This window comes from Burkholderia sp. 4M9327F10, from assembly GCF_005503145.1.
Taxonomy (GTDB): domain Bacteria; phylum Pseudomonadota; class Gammaproteobacteria; order Burkholderiales; family Burkholderiaceae; genus Paraburkholderia.
This window is the reverse complement of sequence record NZ_SCNV01000001.1, coordinates 225,531-245,239: the sequence shown is the minus strand read 5'-3', so window position 1 is coordinate 245,239 and position 19,709 is coordinate 225,531. Positions and strand designations below refer to the sequence as shown.

General features: G+C 61.8%; 15 protein-coding genes. 4 read left to right on the top strand and 11 right to left on the bottom strand.

The annotated features are described in order from the left end of the window. Positions 1-37 precede the first annotated feature (37 nt). A complete protein-coding gene (locus tag FFS45_RS01090) occupies positions 38-1,858 on the top strand; it encodes a hypothetical protein (protein WP_137952836.1) in 1,821 nt (606 codons plus the stop codon). Positions 1,859-1,912: 54 nt separating this feature from the next. Here FFS45_RS01090 and FFS45_RS01085 read toward each other — a convergent pair whose 3' ends face one another. Continuing rightward, on the bottom strand, positions 1,913-3,661 hold the full coding sequence (locus FFS45_RS01085) for a thiamine pyrophosphate-binding protein (protein WP_137952835.1): 1,749 nt from the start codon (positions 3,659-3,661) through the stop codon (positions 1,913-1,915). Positions 3,662-4,032: 371 nt separating this feature from the next. Then, complete coding sequence (locus tag FFS45_RS01080; protein ID WP_137952834.1) at positions 4,033-5,778, bottom strand: methyl-accepting chemotaxis protein; 1,746 nt, start codon at positions 5,776-5,778, stop codon at positions 4,033-4,035. A gap of 343 nt (positions 5,779-6,121) precedes the next feature. On the opposite strand from FFS45_RS01080, the gene FFS45_RS01075 reads away from it, so the two are divergent. From FFS45_RS01075 to FFS45_RS01065, 3 genes are all read left to right on the top strand, one after another. Then, the gene (locus tag FFS45_RS01075) at positions 6,122-6,460 is read left to right on the top strand and encodes a hypothetical protein (RefSeq protein WP_137952833.1); all 339 of its coding nucleotides are present in this window, start codon (positions 6,122-6,124) and stop codon (positions 6,458-6,460) included. Positions 6,461-6,718: 258 nt separating this feature from the next. Beyond that, the gene (locus FFS45_RS01070; protein ID WP_137952832.1) at positions 6,719-7,351 is read left to right on the top strand and encodes a response regulator transcription factor; all 633 of its coding nucleotides are present in this window, start codon (positions 6,719-6,721) and stop codon (positions 7,349-7,351) included. Positions 7,352-7,481: 130 nt separating this feature from the next. After that, the gene (locus tag FFS45_RS01065) at positions 7,482-7,775 is read left to right on the top strand and encodes a hypothetical protein (protein WP_249362513.1); all 294 of its coding nucleotides are present in this window, start codon (positions 7,482-7,484) and stop codon (positions 7,773-7,775) included. 18 nt (positions 7,776-7,793) lie between these two features. On the opposite strand, the gene FFS45_RS01060 is transcribed toward FFS45_RS01065, so the two are convergent. The 9 genes from FFS45_RS01060 to phnK all read right to left on the bottom strand — a co-directional run bounded on the left by FFS45_RS01060 (position 7,794) and on the right by phnK (position 19,705). Then, positions 7,794-9,617: a histidine kinase gene (locus FFS45_RS01060; protein WP_249362511.1), complete on the bottom strand. Its 1,824-nt coding sequence runs from the start codon at positions 9,615-9,617 to the stop codon at positions 7,794-7,796. Then, the gene (locus FFS45_RS01055) at positions 9,614-10,669 is read right to left on the bottom strand and encodes an ABC transporter substrate-binding protein (protein ID WP_137952831.1); all 1,056 of its coding nucleotides are present in this window, start codon (positions 10,667-10,669) and stop codon (positions 9,614-9,616) included. Before FFS45_RS01055 ends, FFS45_RS01060 begins: the two co-directional genes overlap by 4 nt. A gap of 427 nt (positions 10,670-11,096) precedes the next feature. After that, on the bottom strand, positions 11,097-12,275 hold the full coding sequence (locus FFS45_RS01050; RefSeq protein ID WP_137952830.1) for a porin: 1,179 nt from the start codon (positions 12,273-12,275) through the stop codon (positions 11,097-11,099). A 485-nt stretch (positions 12,276-12,760) separates the two neighbouring features. Continuing rightward, on the bottom strand, positions 12,761-13,921 hold the full coding sequence (locus tag FFS45_RS01045; RefSeq protein WP_137952829.1) for a porin: 1,161 nt from the start codon (positions 13,919-13,921) through the stop codon (positions 12,761-12,763). Between the two features lie 467 nt (positions 13,922-14,388). Continuing rightward, on the bottom strand, positions 14,389-15,504 hold the full coding sequence (locus tag FFS45_RS01040) for a succinylglutamate desuccinylase/aspartoacylase family protein (RefSeq protein WP_137952828.1): 1,116 nt from the start codon (positions 15,502-15,504) through the stop codon (positions 14,389-14,391). A 245-nt stretch (positions 15,505-15,749) separates the two neighbouring features. Continuing rightward, positions 15,750-16,532: an ABC transporter substrate-binding protein gene (locus FFS45_RS01035; RefSeq protein WP_137952827.1), complete on the bottom strand. Its 783-nt coding sequence runs from the start codon at positions 16,530-16,532 to the stop codon at positions 15,750-15,752. 457 nt (positions 16,533-16,989) lie between these two features. Continuing rightward, on the bottom strand, positions 16,990-18,123 hold the full coding sequence (locus FFS45_RS01030) for an alpha-D-ribose 1-methylphosphonate 5-triphosphate diphosphatase (RefSeq protein ID WP_137952826.1): 1,134 nt from the start codon (positions 18,121-18,123) through the stop codon (positions 16,990-16,992). Positions 18,124-18,158: 35 nt separating this feature from the next. Next, positions 18,159-18,926 carry a phosphonate C-P lyase system protein PhnL gene (phnL, locus tag FFS45_RS01025; protein ID WP_137952825.1) on the bottom strand — a complete coding sequence of 256 codons (768 nt, stop codon included), beginning with the start codon at positions 18,924-18,926 and terminating at the stop codon, positions 18,159-18,161. Between the two features lie 8 nt (positions 18,927-18,934). Then, a complete protein-coding gene (gene phnK, locus FFS45_RS01020; protein ID WP_137953080.1) occupies positions 18,935-19,705 on the bottom strand; it encodes a phosphonate C-P lyase system protein PhnK in 771 nt (256 codons plus the stop codon). Between the last annotated feature and the right edge of the window lie 4 nt (positions 19,706-19,709).

Below are 19,709 nucleotides of genomic sequence, written 5' to 3'. Positions count from 1 at the left end.
CGTCACAGTCTGATTGGCGACGACAGGAGAACACGACATGCGCATCATGATAATCCGCGGTATCACCCGGCTATCCATCCTCGCCAGCCTGTGTTTCGTCGCGACGGGGGCCGTTGCGCAAAGCGCGAGCACGCCCGTCGAAACCGCATCGCAAGTATTGACGCCGGCGAAATTGCCGCCGGCCCAGGCGACGTTCGATCCGGCGACCCAGCAATGGGTTGTCAGCAACGAGTTGTTCAATCCCACCAGCGGCTTTTACACAGTGGTCGCTCAAAAGCTGATTGGGCCGAACAATCCTCCTTGCCCGCACTGCGCCCCCGATCTGAACTTCCAGCCGATTACATCGGATGCGGCGCCGCTGCCGGGCGTGCCGGCAAACGTTTATGGACGCCTGTCGTGGCATACGCTCGAACCGCTCGAGGGGCACTACGACCTGTCGGTCATCGATCACGTGCTCGAACCGTGTGCACTGTCGAAACCCGGTGCGGCATGCCTGCCGCGCGGCGCGACGTTTGGCTTTCGCGTGATGGCGTTCAATCCGCAATACAAGCTCGATACCAACGTCACGACCGGAGACGACGGCTATCCCATCTACAGTGACTCACCGGCGTACCTGCTCAAGGACGGAGCCGGAAAAGCGCATGGCTGGCTATTGCCGGTCAATCCGACCGACGCGACACAGGGGCACTACTTCGTGCCGGACTGGAACGACAAATTCGTTATCGGCAGGATATGGGCGCTGCTCAAAGCGCTTGGCAACCGATACGACGGAGATCCGAGGATCGGCACAATCGACATTGGTCTCTACGGTAGCTGGGGCGAATGGCACACGGCAGGACTGCCCGATAGTACCGACTACAAGTGGGGCGCCATTCCGTACGCTACCAACGCGACCTACTACAACATCAACGAGCAGGCGTACGAAGCCAATAACGGCGTGCCTGGTGCGTATCAGGCGGGTAGCGACACATCGAAGCAGGCGATCATCTGGGCCCATGTCAGGGCGTTCCCGAACAAGCAGCTCGTCATGCTGACCGACGATGCCACCAGCCTGTGCACCGCAATGCATATCAATGTCGGCAATGCACCCATTGGCCTGCGGCGCGATAGCCTGGGCTCTTACACGGGCTGGGCGGCGGGTTTTCCGCCTGCTTCAGAATGCAAGTCGGCAGACGGACAAGACCTCGTCGCCGGGCGCTGGAAGCATGCGCCCTTTGTGACCGAACCGTTCGGCAACGGCAGTTCAGCGGAATTCCCGTGCCAAACCTTCGAGACCGATCCGACGACCAACCAGCTCGCGATTCTTGAAGAGGTGCCGCAATATCATCTCGCTGCAATCAAGAACGGTGCCTTCTGCACTGGAACATGGTCCGCGCTGACGCAGACGGAGCAAGCGGCTGTATGGACCGCCGGCTTGACGGCCGGCTACCGCTATTGGCCGGGCAGAATCGCTGTGCAGGTCGGTCAGTCGGATCAGGGGCGCGCGGTACTGTCGTTGAACACGCAATGGAACAATGGCGGCATCACGCCCACGTACGTCCCCTGGCGGGTCGAGTTCGTGCTGCGAGCGTCCGGGGCCGTCAGCGCGGCGGCGTGGCAAACCTCGGGCCGCTTCGCATCAGGCATCGAATTGCGCAATGTTTTACCGGGCAGCCCCACTTCCTTTGCAGATAACTTCGTCTTGCCGACAGACCTGGCGCCAGGCCGCTACGAACTGGATATCCGGGTTGCCGACCCACGACACTACTTGATGCCCATGCAATTGGCCCTGAAAGATCAAGGGGCCGACGGCTACTACCGGCTTGGTACGGTGCAGATTCCGGACACCAGAGGCGGTGGCCGGACTGCTTCGCCATAACGTGTTCCGCGCATACGCCGCTACGCCTGGCAGCGGCGTCGACCCCGTGCATTCTCATGCAGAAGCGGCACATTCCGCGTAGTACCGATTCGGTGCGGGAAAGACACCGGTCAGTACCTCGATCAGGAATGGGCCGTCAAATCGGGACGCCTCGCCCAGCGCATCTGCCAGATCGTCGAGGTGATCGACCCTGCGCGCCGCGACCCCGACCGAAGCAGCAAAGGCGGCCCAGTCATGGCTCGGGAGCTTGCTGAACTGCTCGGGAATGGAGCCGTTGCTGATCGCGTCGATATGGACCGCGCCATGCGCAGCATTGTTCAGGACAACATAGAGTACTTTTACGCCGTATCGGGCTGCGGTCTGTATCTCCATTCCGTGCATCAGCATGCATCCGTCTCCGGTCACTACGACGCAGGGACGCTGCGGCGCTGCAAGCTTGATACCGATCCCCGCGGCAACTGCCCAACCCATTGGTGCGAGGGAGCTGGACGAAAAATAGTTGCCAATGCCCGACGAGAGCCAGTAGTGAGCCATGAATATCCGGTGAGCGCCTGAATCCACGACAACGTTTGCGTCTCTCGGCAGCAGTTGGCATAGCTGCTTGACGACATCTCCTGTATAGAGCGATAGATCGCCACCCGAACTCCGTGCACCGGGCTGCTCGAACTGATAGTCGTACAGCGGGGTTTCGTTGAGCTCGGCGACCCATGACTTTCTTCGTTCGAACGCGGCCTGAAGGTCGTCGCTCTGGCGCGTGTCCATCTGGGCCAGCGCGCGGAATGTGGCGCCGATCCCGGAGAAAACCCGCTTGCGCGCGACATGTCCCATTGCCGGCGCGTCGAAGCTGTCGTCGAAGATGATCAATTCCTTCCAGGCAGCCAGTTTCTCTGTCCAGTTCATGCTGTCGCGCTGATTCAGGTCGCTGCCGAACACGACCAGCACGTCGAGTTCGTCCGTGTTGATGGCACGAACGGCTCGCGAGTGCCCGGAGAAGCCGTAAACGCCGAGTGAAAGAACATGATCCTCGGGAAACGCGCCCTTTCCCGATAGGGTGGTCGCGACAGGAATACAGAATTTTTCTGCCACGTCGAGCAGGGCCTGCGCGGTTTCCGGATCATTGCCGCGACTGCCGATCAGGAAAGCAACCCGCTTCGATTTGAGCAGATACCGGCTGCACAAGGCATCCAGCGCCGCGCGATTGGCGGGAACCTCGAGGGCGTTGAATTCGTCGTGATCGTACGGTTGCCGCGATGCGTCGTAACCGGGCTGAACGTCCTGCCGCTGGATATCGACGGGGATGCTCACGAAAGACTGCGCTCGACGCATCCAGTTCAATCCCTCTGCTGCGCGGCGCATTTCGGCCTGGAGATTGTCCTTGTTCTTCAGTTCCACGACATTCTCTACAAGGCTCCTCACCACACCGCTTTCGAAAATGCCGCTGAGCGTAGCGTCCTGGAATGCGCCTTTGCCTTCCGCGCGCGACGAGACCCCTCCGGTGATATAGAGCATGGGAATCCGGTCTGCGTGAGCGGCCGCCATTGCGGGTACGAAATTCATGGTGCCCGGTCCGGAAATTCCCACGCATACGCCAAATTTCCGGCTGGCCCGCGCATAACCATCGGCCATGAAAGCACTGCTGGTCTCATGAGCGCAGACAATCCCGCGGATCGAGGGTGATTTGTCGATTGCGTCCAGCAAGGGGTAGATCATCTTCCCCGGCACGAGGAATACGTGGTCGATGTTCGCGGCTTCCAACGACTGTACAACCGTTGTCGATACATTGGAGAGAGCGTTTGATTTCATATTTTTGAGTACGATCCGAGTAGAAAACGATAATCGGATCTCGCTATCCCCATCCGGACATCGCCCGTGGCGCTCGAAAGCGCCACGTGACGAAGCCGGCGGCACCCCGGCATGTGGAGACAGCGAGACGGCTCTGAACGCACTGCGCACCGACTGCAGTTGCGTTCTGTGCTGCTTCATCGGGCCCGCGTGGAAAGGGCCCGTGTCTCCATCCGTGAGTACTCTTCCTCAACTACAACGTCGCTCGCATGCATTGCCTCAATGGTCGGGGCGAGCGCAGCGAGGTGTTATCGGCCCCATGACGCATGTGGATCGCGAACATCGGTCAGTGCGGCTACGGTGTGCCGTCCGACACGAACGGGGCTGCCCGTTCAGAACGTCTGCCAGTCGGCTGTCTCGGCAGTGCTGGTCGAGACCTCGGCGCTCGCTTTGGCGCTCGGGCGCGGCGTCGTTGCGGGCTTGGTCAACTTCGCAGGCGGCGACGCGCGAACTTTCCGTGACACCAGTTGCGGTTCATTGCGAGGCGTACTCGCTCGCGATACGGCAACCTGCCCGCCGTCGACCTTGAAGAAGGCCACGGCTGCACGCAGGCTCTGGGCCTGCTGCGCCATCGACTGAGCCGCCGCCGAAGCCTCTTCCACCAGCGCGGCATTCTGCTGGGTGACCTGGTCCATCTGGGTGACGGCCTGGTTGACCTGCTCGATGCCGGTGCTCTGTTCTTGCGACGCCGAGGCGATTTCAACCACGATGTCGGTGACGCGCTTCACCGAAGCGACGATCTCGTTGATCGTGCCGCCCGCCTGCTCGACAAGCGTTGAGCCGGCCTCTACCCGGTTGACCGAATCGGCGATCAGGTCCTTGATTTCCTTTGCGGCGCTGGCACTGCGCTGCGCGAGCGCGCGCACTTCGCCGGCCACGACAGCGAAACCACGGCCCTGTTCGCCGGCACGAGCCGCCTCGACCGCTGCGTTGAGCGCGAGGATGTTGGTCTGGAAGGCAATGCCTTCGATCACGGTGATGATCTCGGACATCTTGGTTGAACTGGTGAAGATTTCGCGCATCGTGTCGACGACCCGTCCGACCACCTCGCCGCCTTGCTGGGCGACACCGGAGGCAGTGCCGGCGAGCGTGGCCGCCTGCTTCGCGTTGTCCGTGTTGTGACGGACCGCGGCGGTCAGTTCTTCGATACTCGAGGCGGTTTCCTGGAGCGAGGCTGCCTGCTCCTCGGTGCGGCTCGACAGATCCAGATTCCCTTGTGCAATCTGCGCGCTCGCGGTCGCCACGCCTTCGGCATTCTCGCGGACTTCCGCCACAACCTGAGACAAGGCATCGCGCATTACCTTTAGCGAGGCCATGAGGCTGTGCGTGTCGCCTGGGCGCAGATCGATGCTGACGCTAAGATCGCCGGCTGCCACGCTTTTGGCGAGGCTGGCCGCCGTCGCCGGCTCGCTCCCCAGTTGCCTCGTCACATTGCGCGCCATCCAGACACCGATGGCCACACCGGTCAATACAGACAGCGCCACCAGAACCAGCATCAGACTCCGGCCCTGGTCGTACACCCTGTCGTTAGATGCGGCCGTCGTTTGTGCGTCGCCCTGTTTCACGTCGACCAGGTTGCCCATCAGGACGAGGGTCTTGAAGCCCTTCTGATGGTATTCGCCCAACAGATAGGCGGTCAGGCCGGCTTGGTCCTGTAACCCGGCGGCGTTGATCCTGGCTTTCATTTCATTGAAGGCCTGAAGGTAGTCGTTCCAGCTCTGATCGAGATCGGCGAAGGTGGCTTTGCCTTTCTCTGTGTAGACCAGCGGCTCGGCCTGATTGAGGTGCTCGCGCGCCGAAGCCAGCGCTTTTTCAGCCTGGTCCAGAGACGCTGAGCGTTGGTCGGCAGTGGAAGCCAGGATCGCGTTGCGCAGATAGGTGCCCACTCGCAGCACATCGGCATTGGCCTGCTGGATCAGGTTGAGCCCCACCAGATCGAGGCGATAGGTCGTGTCTGCGTTAGCGCTGATCTGCCCCATATTGCGGACGCCGATCACGCTGACGATGGCACTGATGGCCGACACCAGGATAAAGGCGCAAATCAGCTTGGCGCCAAGTTTCATATTGCCGATGTTCATAACTCGCTTCGTCGACGTAAAAGACCAGAACAGGGAAATCGATCCGGCAATGCTTGCGCGTTGCACAGGGGTGACAAGCCCTTCATAGCTCCGTTAACGGCAGCGAGATTTGTTTCTTCATATCAATACGCGGGTAAACGCAAATTCCCTTTGTACGTACACTTTCAGATTATTTCTCGTAAGTTGGCAACCAATGAGGTGGCGTGCGGCCCGGTTTCCATGAGTAGGGATTTCCTTACTCTCTCTTCAGTGTCTATCTCACGCAATTTCCGCGCTTCCTGACTGCGTTAGCCATATCGCCCGCCTAGTATTAGTTATCGCAAATCTATCGTTGGTGCTGCCCATGATCCCCCACCTCTCAGAACGCGAAAATGCGGTGGAGCGTATCAATACGATTTGCATGCGCCTGTTCGATTTGTGGTGCGAGCATCGCAGCGTGACGCCGCTTACGTATCTGCTGCATTGCTGGCCGCTGATGGACAGCGAGCCCGCATCGATCCGGCGGCTTCGCGAGACGCTATCGGAACTGCGCAAGACTCACCTTGATGCGATCAGTGCCGAGGCCACGCACGAGTTGTTCGAGCTTGCGGACTGTGCGGACGAAATTCTGTTTCAGGCATCGGCGCCGGAGCGCGGCTCGTGGATGATTGACAGGCAATCGCTGCGGGCAGTCTCCGGTTGAAGCAGACATCCCGGCCCGGATCCGCGTGGTTTGCGTTGCGGTGCGAACGAGGCCGGTACATGTGCACTGCGTATTCGATAATGGACTTGCAGTCCCTCCGGCGCCGCAGTGGCGCCATGGCGAACTAGCGGTAGACCGCGATTCGCCAACGAGTGCAGAATAGGAAAAACGAAAGTCACAGCACTCAAGGGAATAGGGCGCTCCCGGCAGCGGTATCGCGCTTTCCATTCACATTCCGCCCGCTGGCGGATCATATTCATGATCAAAATACTGATTGCGGACGACCATGCGATTGTGCGCGGGGGCTTGAAACAGATCATCGCAACTACGGCCGATATCGTCGTGACGGGAGAGGCCGCGCAAGGTTCGGAGGTGGTTGAAAAAGTACGTAGCTGCGACATTGATCTGTTGCTGCTGGACATGACGATGCCTGGCATCAGCGGCGTCGACCTGATCAGGCGGGTGCGCGCCGAGCAACCTGCGTTGCCGGTGCTGGTGCTGAGTATCCACAATGAGGCCCAGGTTGTGTCGCGTGCGTTGCGCGCGGGTGCGACGGGCTACGTCACCAAAGACAGCGATCCCGAGGTGCTGCTGGCTGCGATCCGCAAGCTGGCCGCGGGCGGCCGCTTTATTGACCCGAAATTGGTCGACGCGATTATCTTCGAGACGCACTCGGGCGACGCGCCGCCGCATGAGGTGCTGTCAGACCGCGAATTTCAGGTGCTCCAGATGCTGGCGTCAGGCAAAAGTATCAACGATATCGCCGAGACGCTCGCACTGAGCGCGAAGACCATCAGCACGCACAAGATGCGGCTCATGCAAAAGCTTGGCTTGGGCAACAACGCTGAACTGATCCGCTACGCGATCAGACACGGTCTCGCCGCTGAATAAACGGGACACGTCCGGTTCGCCGGGTGACGTCTGGAAAGAACGTCGCCCGTCAGGATCGCTCAGGAAATCCTGAACGGGGAATCGTCCCTTCCTGACCGAACTATCCGCCGCTGCCGATGGAGGTGCATTAATGAACGCCCTACGATGCGTTCATGGGCACCTCGGAGGGGCTATGGTGGCGACGCAGAACTCATCATTGCGCGTACTGGTCGACAAATGGATGGGCGCGGCTGGTTCGCAGCCGGTCCGGGTGTTGCGTACGCAGCGATCCAGTTCCGGCAGGATCTGCCGTGTCTGCATCGAGGCACGAAGTTCGAGCGGCCCGGTCGTCCTGTTCTTCTTCCGCCACGACGACGGCACCTGGCATGTGTTTCCGCCCACGAGCCGCCGGCCTGCCATGAATATTGGCCGGCGCGCCGCCTGACAGGGCGAAGCGCGGTAATTAGTATGACGTAGCGATTGAGGTCGCGCCAACCGAGAGACGGATCACGCATCCGGCCTTGGTGGCGCTTTCGAACCGCAGGTTGGCGTCGATCAGCCGCGCGCGTTCGGCCATTCCAAGGAGGCCGTATGAGTAGCCGTCGCGCGCTGCCGCTACGTCGAAACCACGCCCGTCATCACGGATTGTCAGTTCGACTCCCTGTTCGTGGTGGCACAGCGTCACGTCGACGCGGGTCGCGTGGGCGTGACGGGCGACATTGGTCAACGATTCCTGGGCGATGCGAAAGATTGCTGTTGCTGATGCGTCGGAGAGGCGCGGCTCAGGACCCTCAAGATGAAAGTGACAGGGAATCTGCGTATACCGCGTGAAATCCTGGGCAAGCCACTCGAGCGCCGAGGCGAGGCCGAAATTGAGCGCGGCCGGACGCAGGTGACTTGCCACGCTGCGCACAATCTCAATGGTTTTTTCGACCAGCTCGCGCATGCCGTTGGCCTTGTGAAGTGCAGCCGAATCGTCCGCGAGGTGCATCCTCAGCAACGAGACGTCCATTTTCAGGGCGGTTAGCAACTGGCCAAGGTCGTCGTGGATCTCCATCGCAATGCGTTTGCGCTCCTCCTCGCGAATGGCTTCCAGATGCGCGGAAAGTTGCCGCAGGCGCTCGCGTGAAGTCAGTAATTCTGCCTCGGTGCGCTTGCGTTCGGCTACTTCGCGTTCGAGCTGGTCGCGGTGCTGCCGCAGGTTTTCCACCACCCGTTTGCGGGCGGTCACATCGGTCATGAGGCCTTCCAGCAAGGGCGCATAGTCGCCGTCGACGTCGACGCCGCGAGCGTTCAGCTCCACCCAGATCGGGACTCCGTCCAGACGGGTCAAACGCAGCTCGACACCCACGATCTCGCCCCTCGCGCGCAGCACCTCGAACAGTTCCGCGGTTTGTTCCGGCGCAAACGGATGCCTGTAGGAGGCCACTGCGCCTGCTGCAATCAGCGCAGCCGGGTTCGGGTAGCCAAGCAGGTGCGCCATGGCGGGGTTGGCTTCGGTCAGCCTGCCGCAGCGATCGAGCAGGAAGATGCCTTCTAGCGCGTTCTCAACAATGCTGCGGTATTTTCTTTCGTTTTCACGCAAAGAGGTGGTGGATTGGCGCAGCCGTTCCGCCATCGAATTCACGCGGATGGCGAGCCGGCCCAGTTCATCGCCGGACTCCACGACACAGCGTGCCAGAAGGTCGCCGCCGGCGATCCGGTCAACCATTTCCTCGAGACGATTGATCGGACCGCTTACCATCCGCTTGAGCAGAACGAACGTGACGAGATAAAGCGCCGCTACGATGATTGCCACCGTCCAGAGGATGGCGCGGCGTGCGGCGGTGATGGACTGTTCGGCCACGGCGCGCGTGAGGACCACGCGGACCTCGCCAATCTTCTCCCGCGGCGCGTCGCCCGGTGGGGTGTATTCGATCGGGCGCACCCAAACCACGTTGTCGTTGCTGTCGTAGGGGTGCGGTCCCTTGACCGTGGAGATGGTGCCGTAGTTCGTCGCTGTGACCGCGTATTCGACGACCTCGGGGTTGGGGGCGAGCGCCGTGAGTTGTTCGTCGATTGCTGTCCGGTCGATGTTCCACAGTGGCTGCGCCAGCGAATGACTCAGCAGATCGGCGATCCGCGCGGCACGCTGCTCCAGCGCGCTCAAGCGGCGTTCGCGTTCGTGCTCCGCCACGACATAGGCCGAACTGCCGGCAACAAGCGCGACAAGCACGGCAAGCGCCAGCATCAGCTTGGTGTGCAGGCTCAGCGAGTACAGCGCATGGCGCGGCGAGAAATGCATCATGAGAGTGCCGGGATGGCGTTCAGGATTCGTTGCAGAGCGAAGTCGTACGGACCAGAATCAGGATGCAGGTACTTCGAGTAGAGAGCGAAGTTCAGGGACTCTCCATGTGTGAACACGGTGTCATAGTATTGAGCCGCGATCTCGCGGTGCACGACGCGAAGGAAGTCGAGTTTCAGGCGCACGTCTCCGGATGCGGCAAAGTCCCTGCCGTGATGGTAGTCGTACAGCAGAACCATCGCCCATGCTCCCATGAAATAGTCGCCTGCCACCATGGCGGCCAGACCACCGTTGGCGACACTGAGCAGGGCCTCCGGCAACGCTCCCATGCCGCCCACCAGCACGTGCGCGTGGCGCTCTTCGACTGCGCTCAGGGCGCCGAGCGCCATGGCGTCGTTCGCAGCCCAGATCACGTTGGCCTCGGGGTAGCGCGCCAGCAGTACGCGAGCCTTTTGCGCGCTATCGGCATAGCTCCAGTCGCCGAACACCAGTTGACACGCATGCGCATCGGGAACGCGGGACAGGAATGTCTCGACTCCCTGAGCACGCTCGAGCGACACCGGGGTATTCGGGTCCCCCGTGATGCCGATCACCTGCGCGCCCCTTGGGCTTACGCGCTGATATAGATATTGCATCAGGCGCTCCCCGGCTTGCGCGGCGTTTGCTGTTACCGTGCCTATCCAGTTGCGGATGCCTTCCCGTTCGTTGCCGATCTCGCGGCGCTGACCTGGCGTGAGGTCATTGTGGATCAACAGGACCTTGGCGGGCGAACGCGCGAGCGCCTTCAGCATGTGATCGGCAACCATCTTCTCGTTGACGATCACCACATAATCAGGTGCGTCGATGCGCTCTGCGACTTCCTTTGCCTGACGCACCATCAGCAGGTGGTCACGTTCGGCGTACAGGACCTCCAGTTGCATGCCGAAGATTTTGGCCGCCACCCGCATGAATCGCGAAACCAGTTGCCAGTGCTGCCCCGTCCCACGTTCGGTGGCCTCGCCGGGATTGAGGAACACGACACGTGGCGCAGGGCTGGATGCGAAAGTGGGGCGCATGCACAGCAGGCCAGCATGGGCAAGGGCGACTAGCGCTGCTCTACGATTTATGGACTGGACCACTTCGTCTCCACCTTTATACGCCCGGTGACGGTAGTGCAGTCATGTTCCGTTTTAACCGTGATGCGTGTTGGTTTATTTTACGTGTTGCATCACGGGTGACAATATTGGCGTTATGTAGGCGACATGTCCGCGCCACGACACAACCGGGGCATTGGGTCTGAACAAACTTGATTGATTGGACGGTGGCGCCGCTCGACAGGCAATAATCGGACGAATCGCTGCACGATTGCCGGATTGCTGAAGTCGTGGACCCGTCGGGTGCCCGCGCCATAACATCCACTGCATGCGATATGTAAGGTCGGCGGCATCGCTTGCCTGCCTGCCGCCGACCCGTTCAACTCATGCGTTCCCGGGCAACGTCATTTCAGAAGAAGTGACGCAGGCCGATGGTGCCGACAAACTGCGACGGTCCCGACGAGGGGGTGCCGTTTTGCGAATCGCCGACGACCGCTACCGCGTTGACAATCGATGTGCCGTTCGACGCAAGCGCCTGGCCGCTGGCGTGCTGATACGCCTCGAGGAAGTAGACGCAGGTGCGTTTCGAGAACGAATAGGTCTGCTCGAACGAGACCTGGTTATAGCGTGCCGAATCGGAAATGTTGTTCGACTCGCTCGCCCGGGTGTAGCTATACCCGCCGGCCAGCACGATTGCCGGCGTCAGCTGGTAGGTGGATATCAGGCCATAGGTGTTGAACACGGCTGTCTGCCTGAAAGCGGACACGGTGCCCGGACGATACAGCACATTCGAGTAGTTCAGCCCGACCATCAAACCGCCGAACTTGTACTGCGCCGCCGCCGCGACCATCTGGTTGGTTTCGGCGCTGGCGTAGGCGCTGTTGACGGGCGAGTTGTCGGCTACGGTGCCCACCGCGTTGCTGCTGGCGAGGTCGTTCAGGTGAACATAGCCGACGGCGGCCCTGAAATTGCCCATCTCGTAGCGCAGCGCCGCGCTGAGCGTATTGCCTTGGCCGAAATGGCCCGCCACGCCACCCAGACCGTACTGCACGCTACCCTGCAGGCCGCTGATCAGCGGCGACGTATAGGTCAGCGAATTGTTGAAGCGCAAGGTGGTGTCGAGCGCGTCGAGGTCGCCCGGGTGTGCGCCGGTTGCCCCGGTCAGGTAGCCGGTCGGGCCCAGTGCACCGACGTAGTTGAAGTACGGCGTGTACTGGCGCCCCAACGTGAACGTGCCGTATTGGTCATCGCTCAACCCGACATAGGCCTGGCGGTTGAATTCATAGCCCGACGAACTGGCTGCACCAGTTAGCGAGTTGTAGCCGGCTTCGAGCCGGAAGATCGTTTTCAGGCCGCCACCCAGGTCTTCTGAGCCGAGAAAGCCGAACTTGCTCGCGTTCAGGTAACCCTGGCTCATGTAGAAGTTGTGATTGCCATGCTGATTGCTGCTGTAGCTGAATCCGTTATCGACGGCGCCGTACAACGTCACGCTACTCTGGGCGTGCGCGGCAAGCGGAACACCCGCCGAGAAGGCTGCACACAGCGCCGTTACCGCTCCACGGTAAAGCGCGACTCGCTTGATACTCATATCTCCATCTCCAGTTTAAAGATCGTTGGTATTTTGTTTAACTCAATGTTTTCGCTTTTATGCGGGCGAGAATGACTGACTTCATGGTTGCGAATCGGCTCCCGACGCTTGCCTGCGCAATTGAAGGGATCCCAGCCGGACGCTTGAGGGCGGAGTGGCCATCCGCGAGACTTTATTGTCGGTCATCGTATCTCACGTAGGGCGTTGGCGTAAGCCGTGGCCGGTTGGTGTTTACCCCAAATTTGACGGATTTTGACGTCTTATGCCTGGCTTCGACCAACTGTATGGAGATTGCTGAGATTGGGTTATGGTATGTCGTCGTATAACATGGGCTGGTGACCAGGAATCGGCGCGCGGCGAGGGCGTCCTTCAAATGCAAAACGCCCGAACTGAGCGCCCATGACAGGCGCCTTCGTTCAGGCGTTTCTTGATACACACGGTACGTTCCGGGAAGCGTGCCGCCCTCCCGGAGACGCAGTTTCCGCTTAGAACTTGTGACGCAGGCCCACGCGAACGGCCAGTTGCGTGTCGGCGCCGGCTGTCGGCAGGTAGCTGCCCGTGCTCACGCCGATCTGCGATTGCAGTTGTGCGCCGGTCGAGGTCGTGCCCTTGGCGTCCTGGAACACGCCGAGCAGGTACACGTCGGTGCGCTTGCTCAGTGCGTAGTCAACGCTGGCGTCGATCTGGTTCCAGTGGCCGTTGGTCAGATCCTTGGCCTGCATGTACGTGTAGCCCAGCGCGCCCGTCAGTGCCGGCGTGATGGCGTACTTGGCGCCTGCTTCATACGCATTGAACGTGGTCATGTGGCCGATGATCTGCTCGATGTTCGTGTGCGTCCACAGAGCCCACACCGTAGCCGGTCCGATCGAGTACTTGGCGCCAACGCCGGTCGTAGCCAGATCCTTCACGACACTGTTCTTGATCGTTGCCACCGAATTTGACAACGCCGTCGGGAAAGACGGCGAGGCCGAGCCCGGATAGCGGATGTCGGTGTACGCTGCGCCGATACCCAGCGGGCCGTTCGTGTAGTTCAGGCCGAAGCTGTAGGCAGACGACGAGGCATTCGTCTGGGTGCTCGGTGCGCCGGAGAACGCGCCAGCAGTGTTCGAGAAGCCGTACATCGCGCCGAACGTCAGGCCGTAGAAGTTCGCGCTGTTGAACTTGACCGAGTTGTTGATACGGCTCGACGTGAGCTGGTCGATATCGTTGATGTGGTAGCCGTAGTTGCCGGCGACGGTCTGGCCGCCGTTGGCATACGAGCCGCCCAGATAGTCGGTCGAGAACGAGTATTGACGGCCGAGCGTGAGCGAGCCGACGCCGTTCTGCGTCAGGCCGACGTAGGCTTGACGGCCAAATTCCGTGCTGCCCTGACCCAGCGTGCCGTTACCCACGTTGAAGCCGTTTTCCAAGTTGAAGATTGCCTTCAGACCGCCACCGAGGTCTTCAGAGCCGCGCAGGCCCCAACGGCTGCCTTGCGAGACGCCGTCGCCGAACTGGTACAGGCTCTTCGGGCCCGCGGAGGTGGTGGCGTGATTCACGTACGTGACACCTGCGTCGACCAGGCCGTACAGCGTGACGCTGCTTTGAGCGTGAGCGGCGCCTGCGAAAGCTGCGAGGATGGCGGTGGCTAATACTTTCTTGTTCAAGAGATTCTCCGATTAAAAAGAGGCGATCGTGTGCCTGGCTCTGTTGGCAGGTCACGCGATGGCCGCAAATTTAATGGAGGGTGGCGAAAGCTATGTGACAGGTAAGTAATTTTTTAAAATTGTCGCGCGAACGCTACAGTTGGATTACGGGCCCGGGGAATGTCGTGCACGGTCCAGGCGCTGATGCGCCTGTGAAGACAACGTTTGCGCGCCGCAGCGCCGGAGTGCAACAGATTGCAATCGGCTGGCACCGTGAGTGCCGTGCTTGCAAAGCTGTGGTATATGGCCCGAAGCAGACGGGCGGGACTTCGTGAGGGACCAGAGGCCGGGCGATCGCTGCGAAGCGCGATTAGGTGAATTATGTTACGCACAACTAAGAGAATGCGAGGGGCCGCCAGACGGGGGGCACCAGACGGCCGTTAGTTAAGCCGGTAGCGGCGTTTGTGCCGCTACCGTCACGCACGCTATCAGTTGGACAGCAACGAACCCGAGCGGAAAGCCTTCGCGCCGGCGATGCGCGCGAATTCCAGGCCCGCGGTGGCAAAACGCGTGATATGCCGTGCATACATCACGCCGGCCACGCCGCTCTTGAGCGTCACCACGCGGTCGGTCAGCGGGTCGACGATGTCGGCGATCGGATGACCGACGTCGACCCAGGTGCCCGGCTCGGTGCGGTACACCAGCACGCCGCTGATCGGCGCGACAATCGGCTCGGCGCCGGCAAGCGGCGTGGCGGCAAATTCGAGCGCGGGCAGCGGCGCCGGGGTGCCGGCAATCACGCCACGATGCGTCAGATACTCGATGATTGCCTGCGCGTCGTGCTCGGCGAACTCATACGAGACGTCGCGCTGGCTGCGCAATTCGATCGTGACCGACACCGAACCGTTCGGAATCGGGAAGCGCTCGCCGAACCGGCCGCGCAGGTCCGACCAGCAGAAGCTATGGATTTCGTCGAACGGGTTGCCCACCGAATTGAGCGCGAGCAGCGACGCTTTGGATTCAAGGTAGCGCGCCAGCGGTTCGACTTCCGGCCACAGGTCCGGGTTGGTGTAGAGGTGCATGGCAGCCTCCCAGTCGCAGTGCAGGTCGAGCACGACATCCGCGTCGTACGACAGTTTCTGCAGCGCGAGACGATGCGATTCCAGTTCCGTCTCCGCCTTGAGTGCGTCGAGGCGCTCGCGCATGGCGGTGCGGATTACCTTGCGGTTGTGGTCGATATCGTCGGTGAGGCGCGCTTCGATGACCGGCAGCACGAGGGCCGCGAGATCGTGGAAGTTGCGGTTGAAGTTCTGCGCCGTATTGGTTTCGAAGCGGCCCGAGAGATGGCCGAGGAAATGCTGGTTCAGGCCGATCGGGTTCGCGACCGGCACCACCACCACTTCGCCCTGGATCTTGCCGGCGGCTTCGAGCGCTTCGAGCTTGCGGCGCAGTGCCCACGACACCAGCATGCCGGGCAGCTCGTCGGCGTGCAGCGAAGACTGGATATAGATTTTTTGCCCGCCGCCGGGTCCATAGTGAAAACTCGTCAGGTTGCGCGCGGTGCCGAGTGTCGGGGAAATCAGCGGATGGGTTAAGGTTTGCATAGTCTCTGGAGGGCGCCGGCCTCACGGGGGTGGCGGCGCTATGTCGTTGATTTCAGTTTAAAAAATGCAGGCTTGCACGGCTTGCGGCACGACCGGTGCGGCTCGCGCGGCGCAAGGCAGACGTTCGATCTTAGCCGATCTGCCGCCGCAATGGGCTGCGCCAAAAGAAACGGGCCCCGCATCTGCTGCGGGGCCCGTCGGGTGATGCCAGGCGGTGGGGCGCGGCGTACCGCGCCAGTCACAGCTTAGCTGCCGTACACGTCGAAGTCGAAGTACTTCTTCTCGAGCTTCTTGTACGTACCGTCCTTGATGATGTCGGCGATCGCCTTGTCGACCTTGGCCTTCAGGTCGGCGTCTTCCTTGCGCAGGCCGATGCCGGCACCGTTGCCGAGAATCTTCTCGTCGACGATGTCATTGCCGGCAAACGCGTAGCCGGCGCCGCGCGGCGTCTTCAGGAAGCCAATGTCAGCTTCTACTGCATCTTGCAGCGAGGCGTCCAGACGGCCCGACAGCAGGTCGGTGTAGACCTGGTCCTGGTTCTGGTACGAGACCACCTTGGCGCCCTTCGGCTCCCAGTAGGTCTTCGCGTAGGTTTCCTGGATCGTGCCCTGTTCGACGCCAACCGTCTTGCCGGCCAGCGATTCCGGCGTCGGCTGCAGACCCGAACCCTTCTTGGTGACGAGGCGCGTCGGCGTGTTGAACAGCTTGGACGAGAAGGCGATCTGTTCGGCACGTTGCGGCGTCATCGACATGGACGACAGCACGCCGTCGAACTTCTTCGCCTTCAGTGCCGGGATCATGCCGTCGAAGTCGTTTTCGATCCAGACGCATTTTGCCGCGAGGCGCTTGCAGATTTCATTGCCGAGGTCGATATCGAAACCAACGAGCTTGCCGTCCGGGCCCTTCGATTCGAACGGGGGATAGCTGGCGTCTACGCCGAACCGGATGGTCGACCAGTCTTTCGCATGTGCGCCAATCGAGACGGTGGCAAGCAGAGCAACCGTCAAAGCCGCTAGCAGTTTTTTCACTGTTTTACTCCTCGGAGTGGTTCGTATTACTCCCGCATGCGGTTGTGCCGCTGCGGGATCGTGCCCGGCGCGACTCACGACCGGGCAGGGATCAACGGCTGCCGGCCGGGGCGGCCTGCAGCGCGGGCAAAGCTTATCAGGTCAAAAAGATTGCGTACTCAGTAGAACACCGGATGGCGCGGCATGGCAGCGTTCGAGGCCAGGCGCCCCGGCGTGCGCAGACTCAGGCAGGCTGGACATGTGGCCTGCGCTGCGTCCGCAAAAACATGCCAGCCGCTTTCCGGCGGTCGTTTGCGTATGCGGACCGCATCGTAACTGCTGCGTAAAGAAGTTGTCTACTGGTGCGACGCGAGTGGTCGCGGGGAGGGAGCGGGATTCTGGCCGCCGCGCGATGGGGCGGCCAGTCCCGTTGTTGTTGCGCTATCCGCACACTGTCAGAGGTTTTTCGGGCCTCCGTTCAAACGATTCGCGCACCTTCGCGATAGGTCGCACGCGGCACCGGCAGCGTATCGAGCATCGTCACCCGCACGAAATCCGCCCGCAGGCCGGGCTCGATCGCGCCGCGGTCATGCAGTCCGGCCGTGCGCGCCGGTTCGGCCGACACCGTCGCCATGGCGCGCGGCAGCGTCCAGCCCGCCTTGTCGACCAACTCGAACACGGCGGTCAAGAGGCTCGACGGCACGTAATCCGACGAAAGGATGTCGAGCAGATCCGCCTTGGCGAGTTCGAGCGCGGACACGTTGCCCGAGTGCGAACCGCCGCGCACGATATTCGGTGCGCCCATGATGGTGGAAATGCGATGCTCGCGCGCCGCTTCCGCGGCGACGCGGGTGGTCGGGAATTCGGCCAGCACGATGCCTTCGGCGGCGGCCTGTTCGACGTGCTCGACGAGCGTGTCGTCATGGCTCGCCACCGGCAGGCCGAGCGTCTTGCAGCGCGCGACGATCTCGCGGCGGTGCACATCCGCGTAAAGCTGCTGTTCATCGGTCAACGCCGCGAGTGTGATTGTCACGTGCTCGTCGGTCAGCTTGCCATTGCGTTCCTGGAAGCGGCGCCATTGCTCGCGGTCGTGCCATTGCCGCTGGCCCGGCGTGTGATCCATTACCGAAGCGAGGCGCAGCAGCGGATGCTCGCACAACAGATCGAACAGTTCGATCACATCGGCCGTGGCGATTTCGCAGCGCAGATGCAGAAAGTGCTCCGCGCGCAGCAGTTGCCGCTCGGAGAAGCGGCGCAGTGCCTGCGCGCACTGCATCTGCTGATCGCGGCCGCGCAGACCGATATTCGAGCGCGAGCCGATGGCGAGCGCGTCGAACACGGTGGTGATGCCGGCTGCCGCCACCTGCGCATCGTGGATCACAAAGGCCGCATCCGTATTCCACTGCACGCCGGGCCGCGGTATCAGATGCTTCTCGAGATTGTCCGTGTGCAGTTCGATCAGACCGGGCAGCAGATAATCGCCGTCCCAGTCTTCGGCCTCGCGTGCCGAGGTGGTGCCGCGTTCGACGTCATGGATCTTGCCGTCTTCGATGCGCACCACGCCGGTAAATACATCGTCTCGCGTCACGATGCGAGCGTTCCTGATCAACATCGACATGCTCCGTAGTCAGTATGCTGGGTTGTAGGTCAGTGTAGCGCCGCTTGATGACGCAGCGGCGGCTGGAGTTCGAGGCGGCGCGTTGCCACTTTCGTGCGCGTGTCTTCATCGTGGAAGATACCGACAATCGCCGCACCGCGCTCGCGTGCTTCAGTGATCAGATCGGCGACCACGTCGCGGTTTTCGGCGTCGAGCGAGGCCGTGGGCTCGTCGAGCAGCAACAGCGGATGTCCGGCGATCAGCCCGCGTGCAATGTTCACACGCTGTTGCTCGCCGCCGGAGAACGTGGCGGGTGCGAGAGACCACAGCCGCTCCGGTACGTTCAGGCGCGCCAGCAGCGCCGCGGCGCGCTCGCGCGCTTCGTCTTCGGCCACGCCGCGCGACACCAGCGGTTCGGCGACCAGCGTGAGGGTGGTGACGCGCGGAATCACGCGCAGGAACTGGCTCACATAGCCGACCACGTTGCGGCGCAGACGCAGCACGTCATGCGGCTCGGCGCCGGTAATGGCGACGTGCTGCTCATCGTGAGCGTCCGAGCGGATCGCAATGGAGCCGGAACTCGCCAGATAGTTGCCGTACAGGCAGCGCAGCAACGTGCTCTTGCCGGCGCCCGAAGGCCCGACCAGCACGACGCATTCGCCCTGTTCGACTTCGAGCGAAACGCCCGCGAGCGCGTCGATCTGCACGCCGCCTTGCGCATGCAGCGTAAAGGTTTTGCGTATATTGACGGCGCGCAGCATGAGCGCGGCGTTGTCGATGAAAGCGCGTTCGTGCGCGTGTGATTCGATGGATGACATCGTGGACCTCAAACCGGCAGAACGGAAGAAACCAGCGTTTGCGTGTACGGGTGCTGCGGATCGTCGAGAACCTGATCGGTCAGCCCCGCTTCGACCACCTCGCCGCCCTGCATGACCATCAGGCGATGCGCGAGCAGACGCGCCACGCCGATATCGTGCGTGACGATCAGCACCGACAGATGCAGCGTGGTGGTGAGCGTGCGCAACAGGTCGAGCAGGCGTGCCTGCACCGACACATCGAGACCGGCGGTGGGTTCGTCCATGAACACGAGGCGCGGCCCGGTGACCAGATTGCGCGCAATCTGCAGGCGCTGCTGCATGCCGCCGGAAAAAGCGGCGGGAAATTCGTCGATACGCGCCGGGTCCAGTTCCACCCGCTCCATCCATTGCGTCGCCGTGTGGCGGATCTGCCCGTAATGGCGCGCGCCGACCGCCATCAGCGGTTCGCCGATATTGGCGCCGGCCGATACGCCGCTGCGCAGGCCGTCGCGCGGATTCTGCTGCACGAAGCCCCATTCCGTGCGCATCAGCAAACGGCGGCGCGGCTCGGACAGCGCCAGCAGATCGAGCTGCTCGCCGTGCGTGGCATGGTAGTGCAGGGTGCCGCTATCGGCCTCGGTGCGCAGCGCGAGCGTGTTGAGCAAGGTGGTCTTGCCCGAACCCGATTCGCCGACGATGCACAGCACCTCGCCCGGATACAGATCGAAGCTCACATTACGGCAGCCGTTGCGGCCGCCGTATTGCTTGGTGATGGCGCGGGCGCTCATCAGCGGTGTCATGCGC

Bases quoted from the DNA above. Each gene is read 5' to 3' on its own strand.
- FFS45_RS01090 (WP_137952836.1), top strand. From the start codon at position 38: ATGCGCATCATGATAATCCGCGGTATCACCCGGCTATCCATCCTCGCC.
- FFS45_RS01085 (WP_137952835.1), bottom strand. From the start codon at position 3,661: ATGAAATCAAACGCTCTCTCCAATGTATCGACAACGGTTGTACAGTCG.
- FFS45_RS01080 (WP_137952834.1), bottom strand. From the start codon at position 5,778: ATGAACATCGGCAATATGAAACTTGGCGCCAAGCTGATTTGCGCCTTT.
- FFS45_RS01075 (WP_137952833.1), top strand. From the start codon at position 6,122: ATGATCCCCCACCTCTCAGAACGCGAAAATGCGGTGGAGCGTATCAAT.
- FFS45_RS01070 (WP_137952832.1), top strand. From the start codon at position 6,719: ATGATCAAAATACTGATTGCGGACGACCATGCGATTGTGCGCGGGGGC.
- FFS45_RS01065 (WP_249362513.1), top strand. From the start codon at position 7,482: ATGAACGCCCTACGATGCGTTCATGGGCACCTCGGAGGGGCTATGGTG.
- FFS45_RS01060 (WP_249362511.1), bottom strand. From the start codon at position 9,617: ATGATGCATTTCTCGCCGCGCCATGCGCTGTACTCGCTGAGCCTGCAC.
- FFS45_RS01055 (WP_137952831.1), bottom strand. From the start codon at position 10,669: ATGCGCCCCACTTTCGCATCCAGCCCTGCGCCACGTGTCGTGTTCCTC.
- FFS45_RS01050 (WP_137952830.1), bottom strand. From the start codon at position 12,275: ATGAGTATCAAGCGAGTCGCGCTTTACCGTGGAGCGGTAACGGCGCTG.
- FFS45_RS01040 (WP_137952828.1), bottom strand. From the start codon at position 15,504: ATGCAAACCTTAACCCATCCGCTGATTTCCCCGACACTCGGCACCGCG.
- FFS45_RS01030 (WP_137952826.1), bottom strand. From the start codon at position 18,123: ATGTTGATCAGGAACGCTCGCATCGTGACGCGAGACGATGTATTTACC.
- phnL (WP_137952825.1), bottom strand. From the start codon at position 18,926: ATGTCATCCATCGAATCACACGCGCACGAACGCGCTTTCATCGACAAC.
- phnK (WP_137953080.1), bottom strand. From the start codon at position 19,705: ATGACACCGCTGATGAGCGCCCGCGCCATCACCAAGCAATACGGCGGC.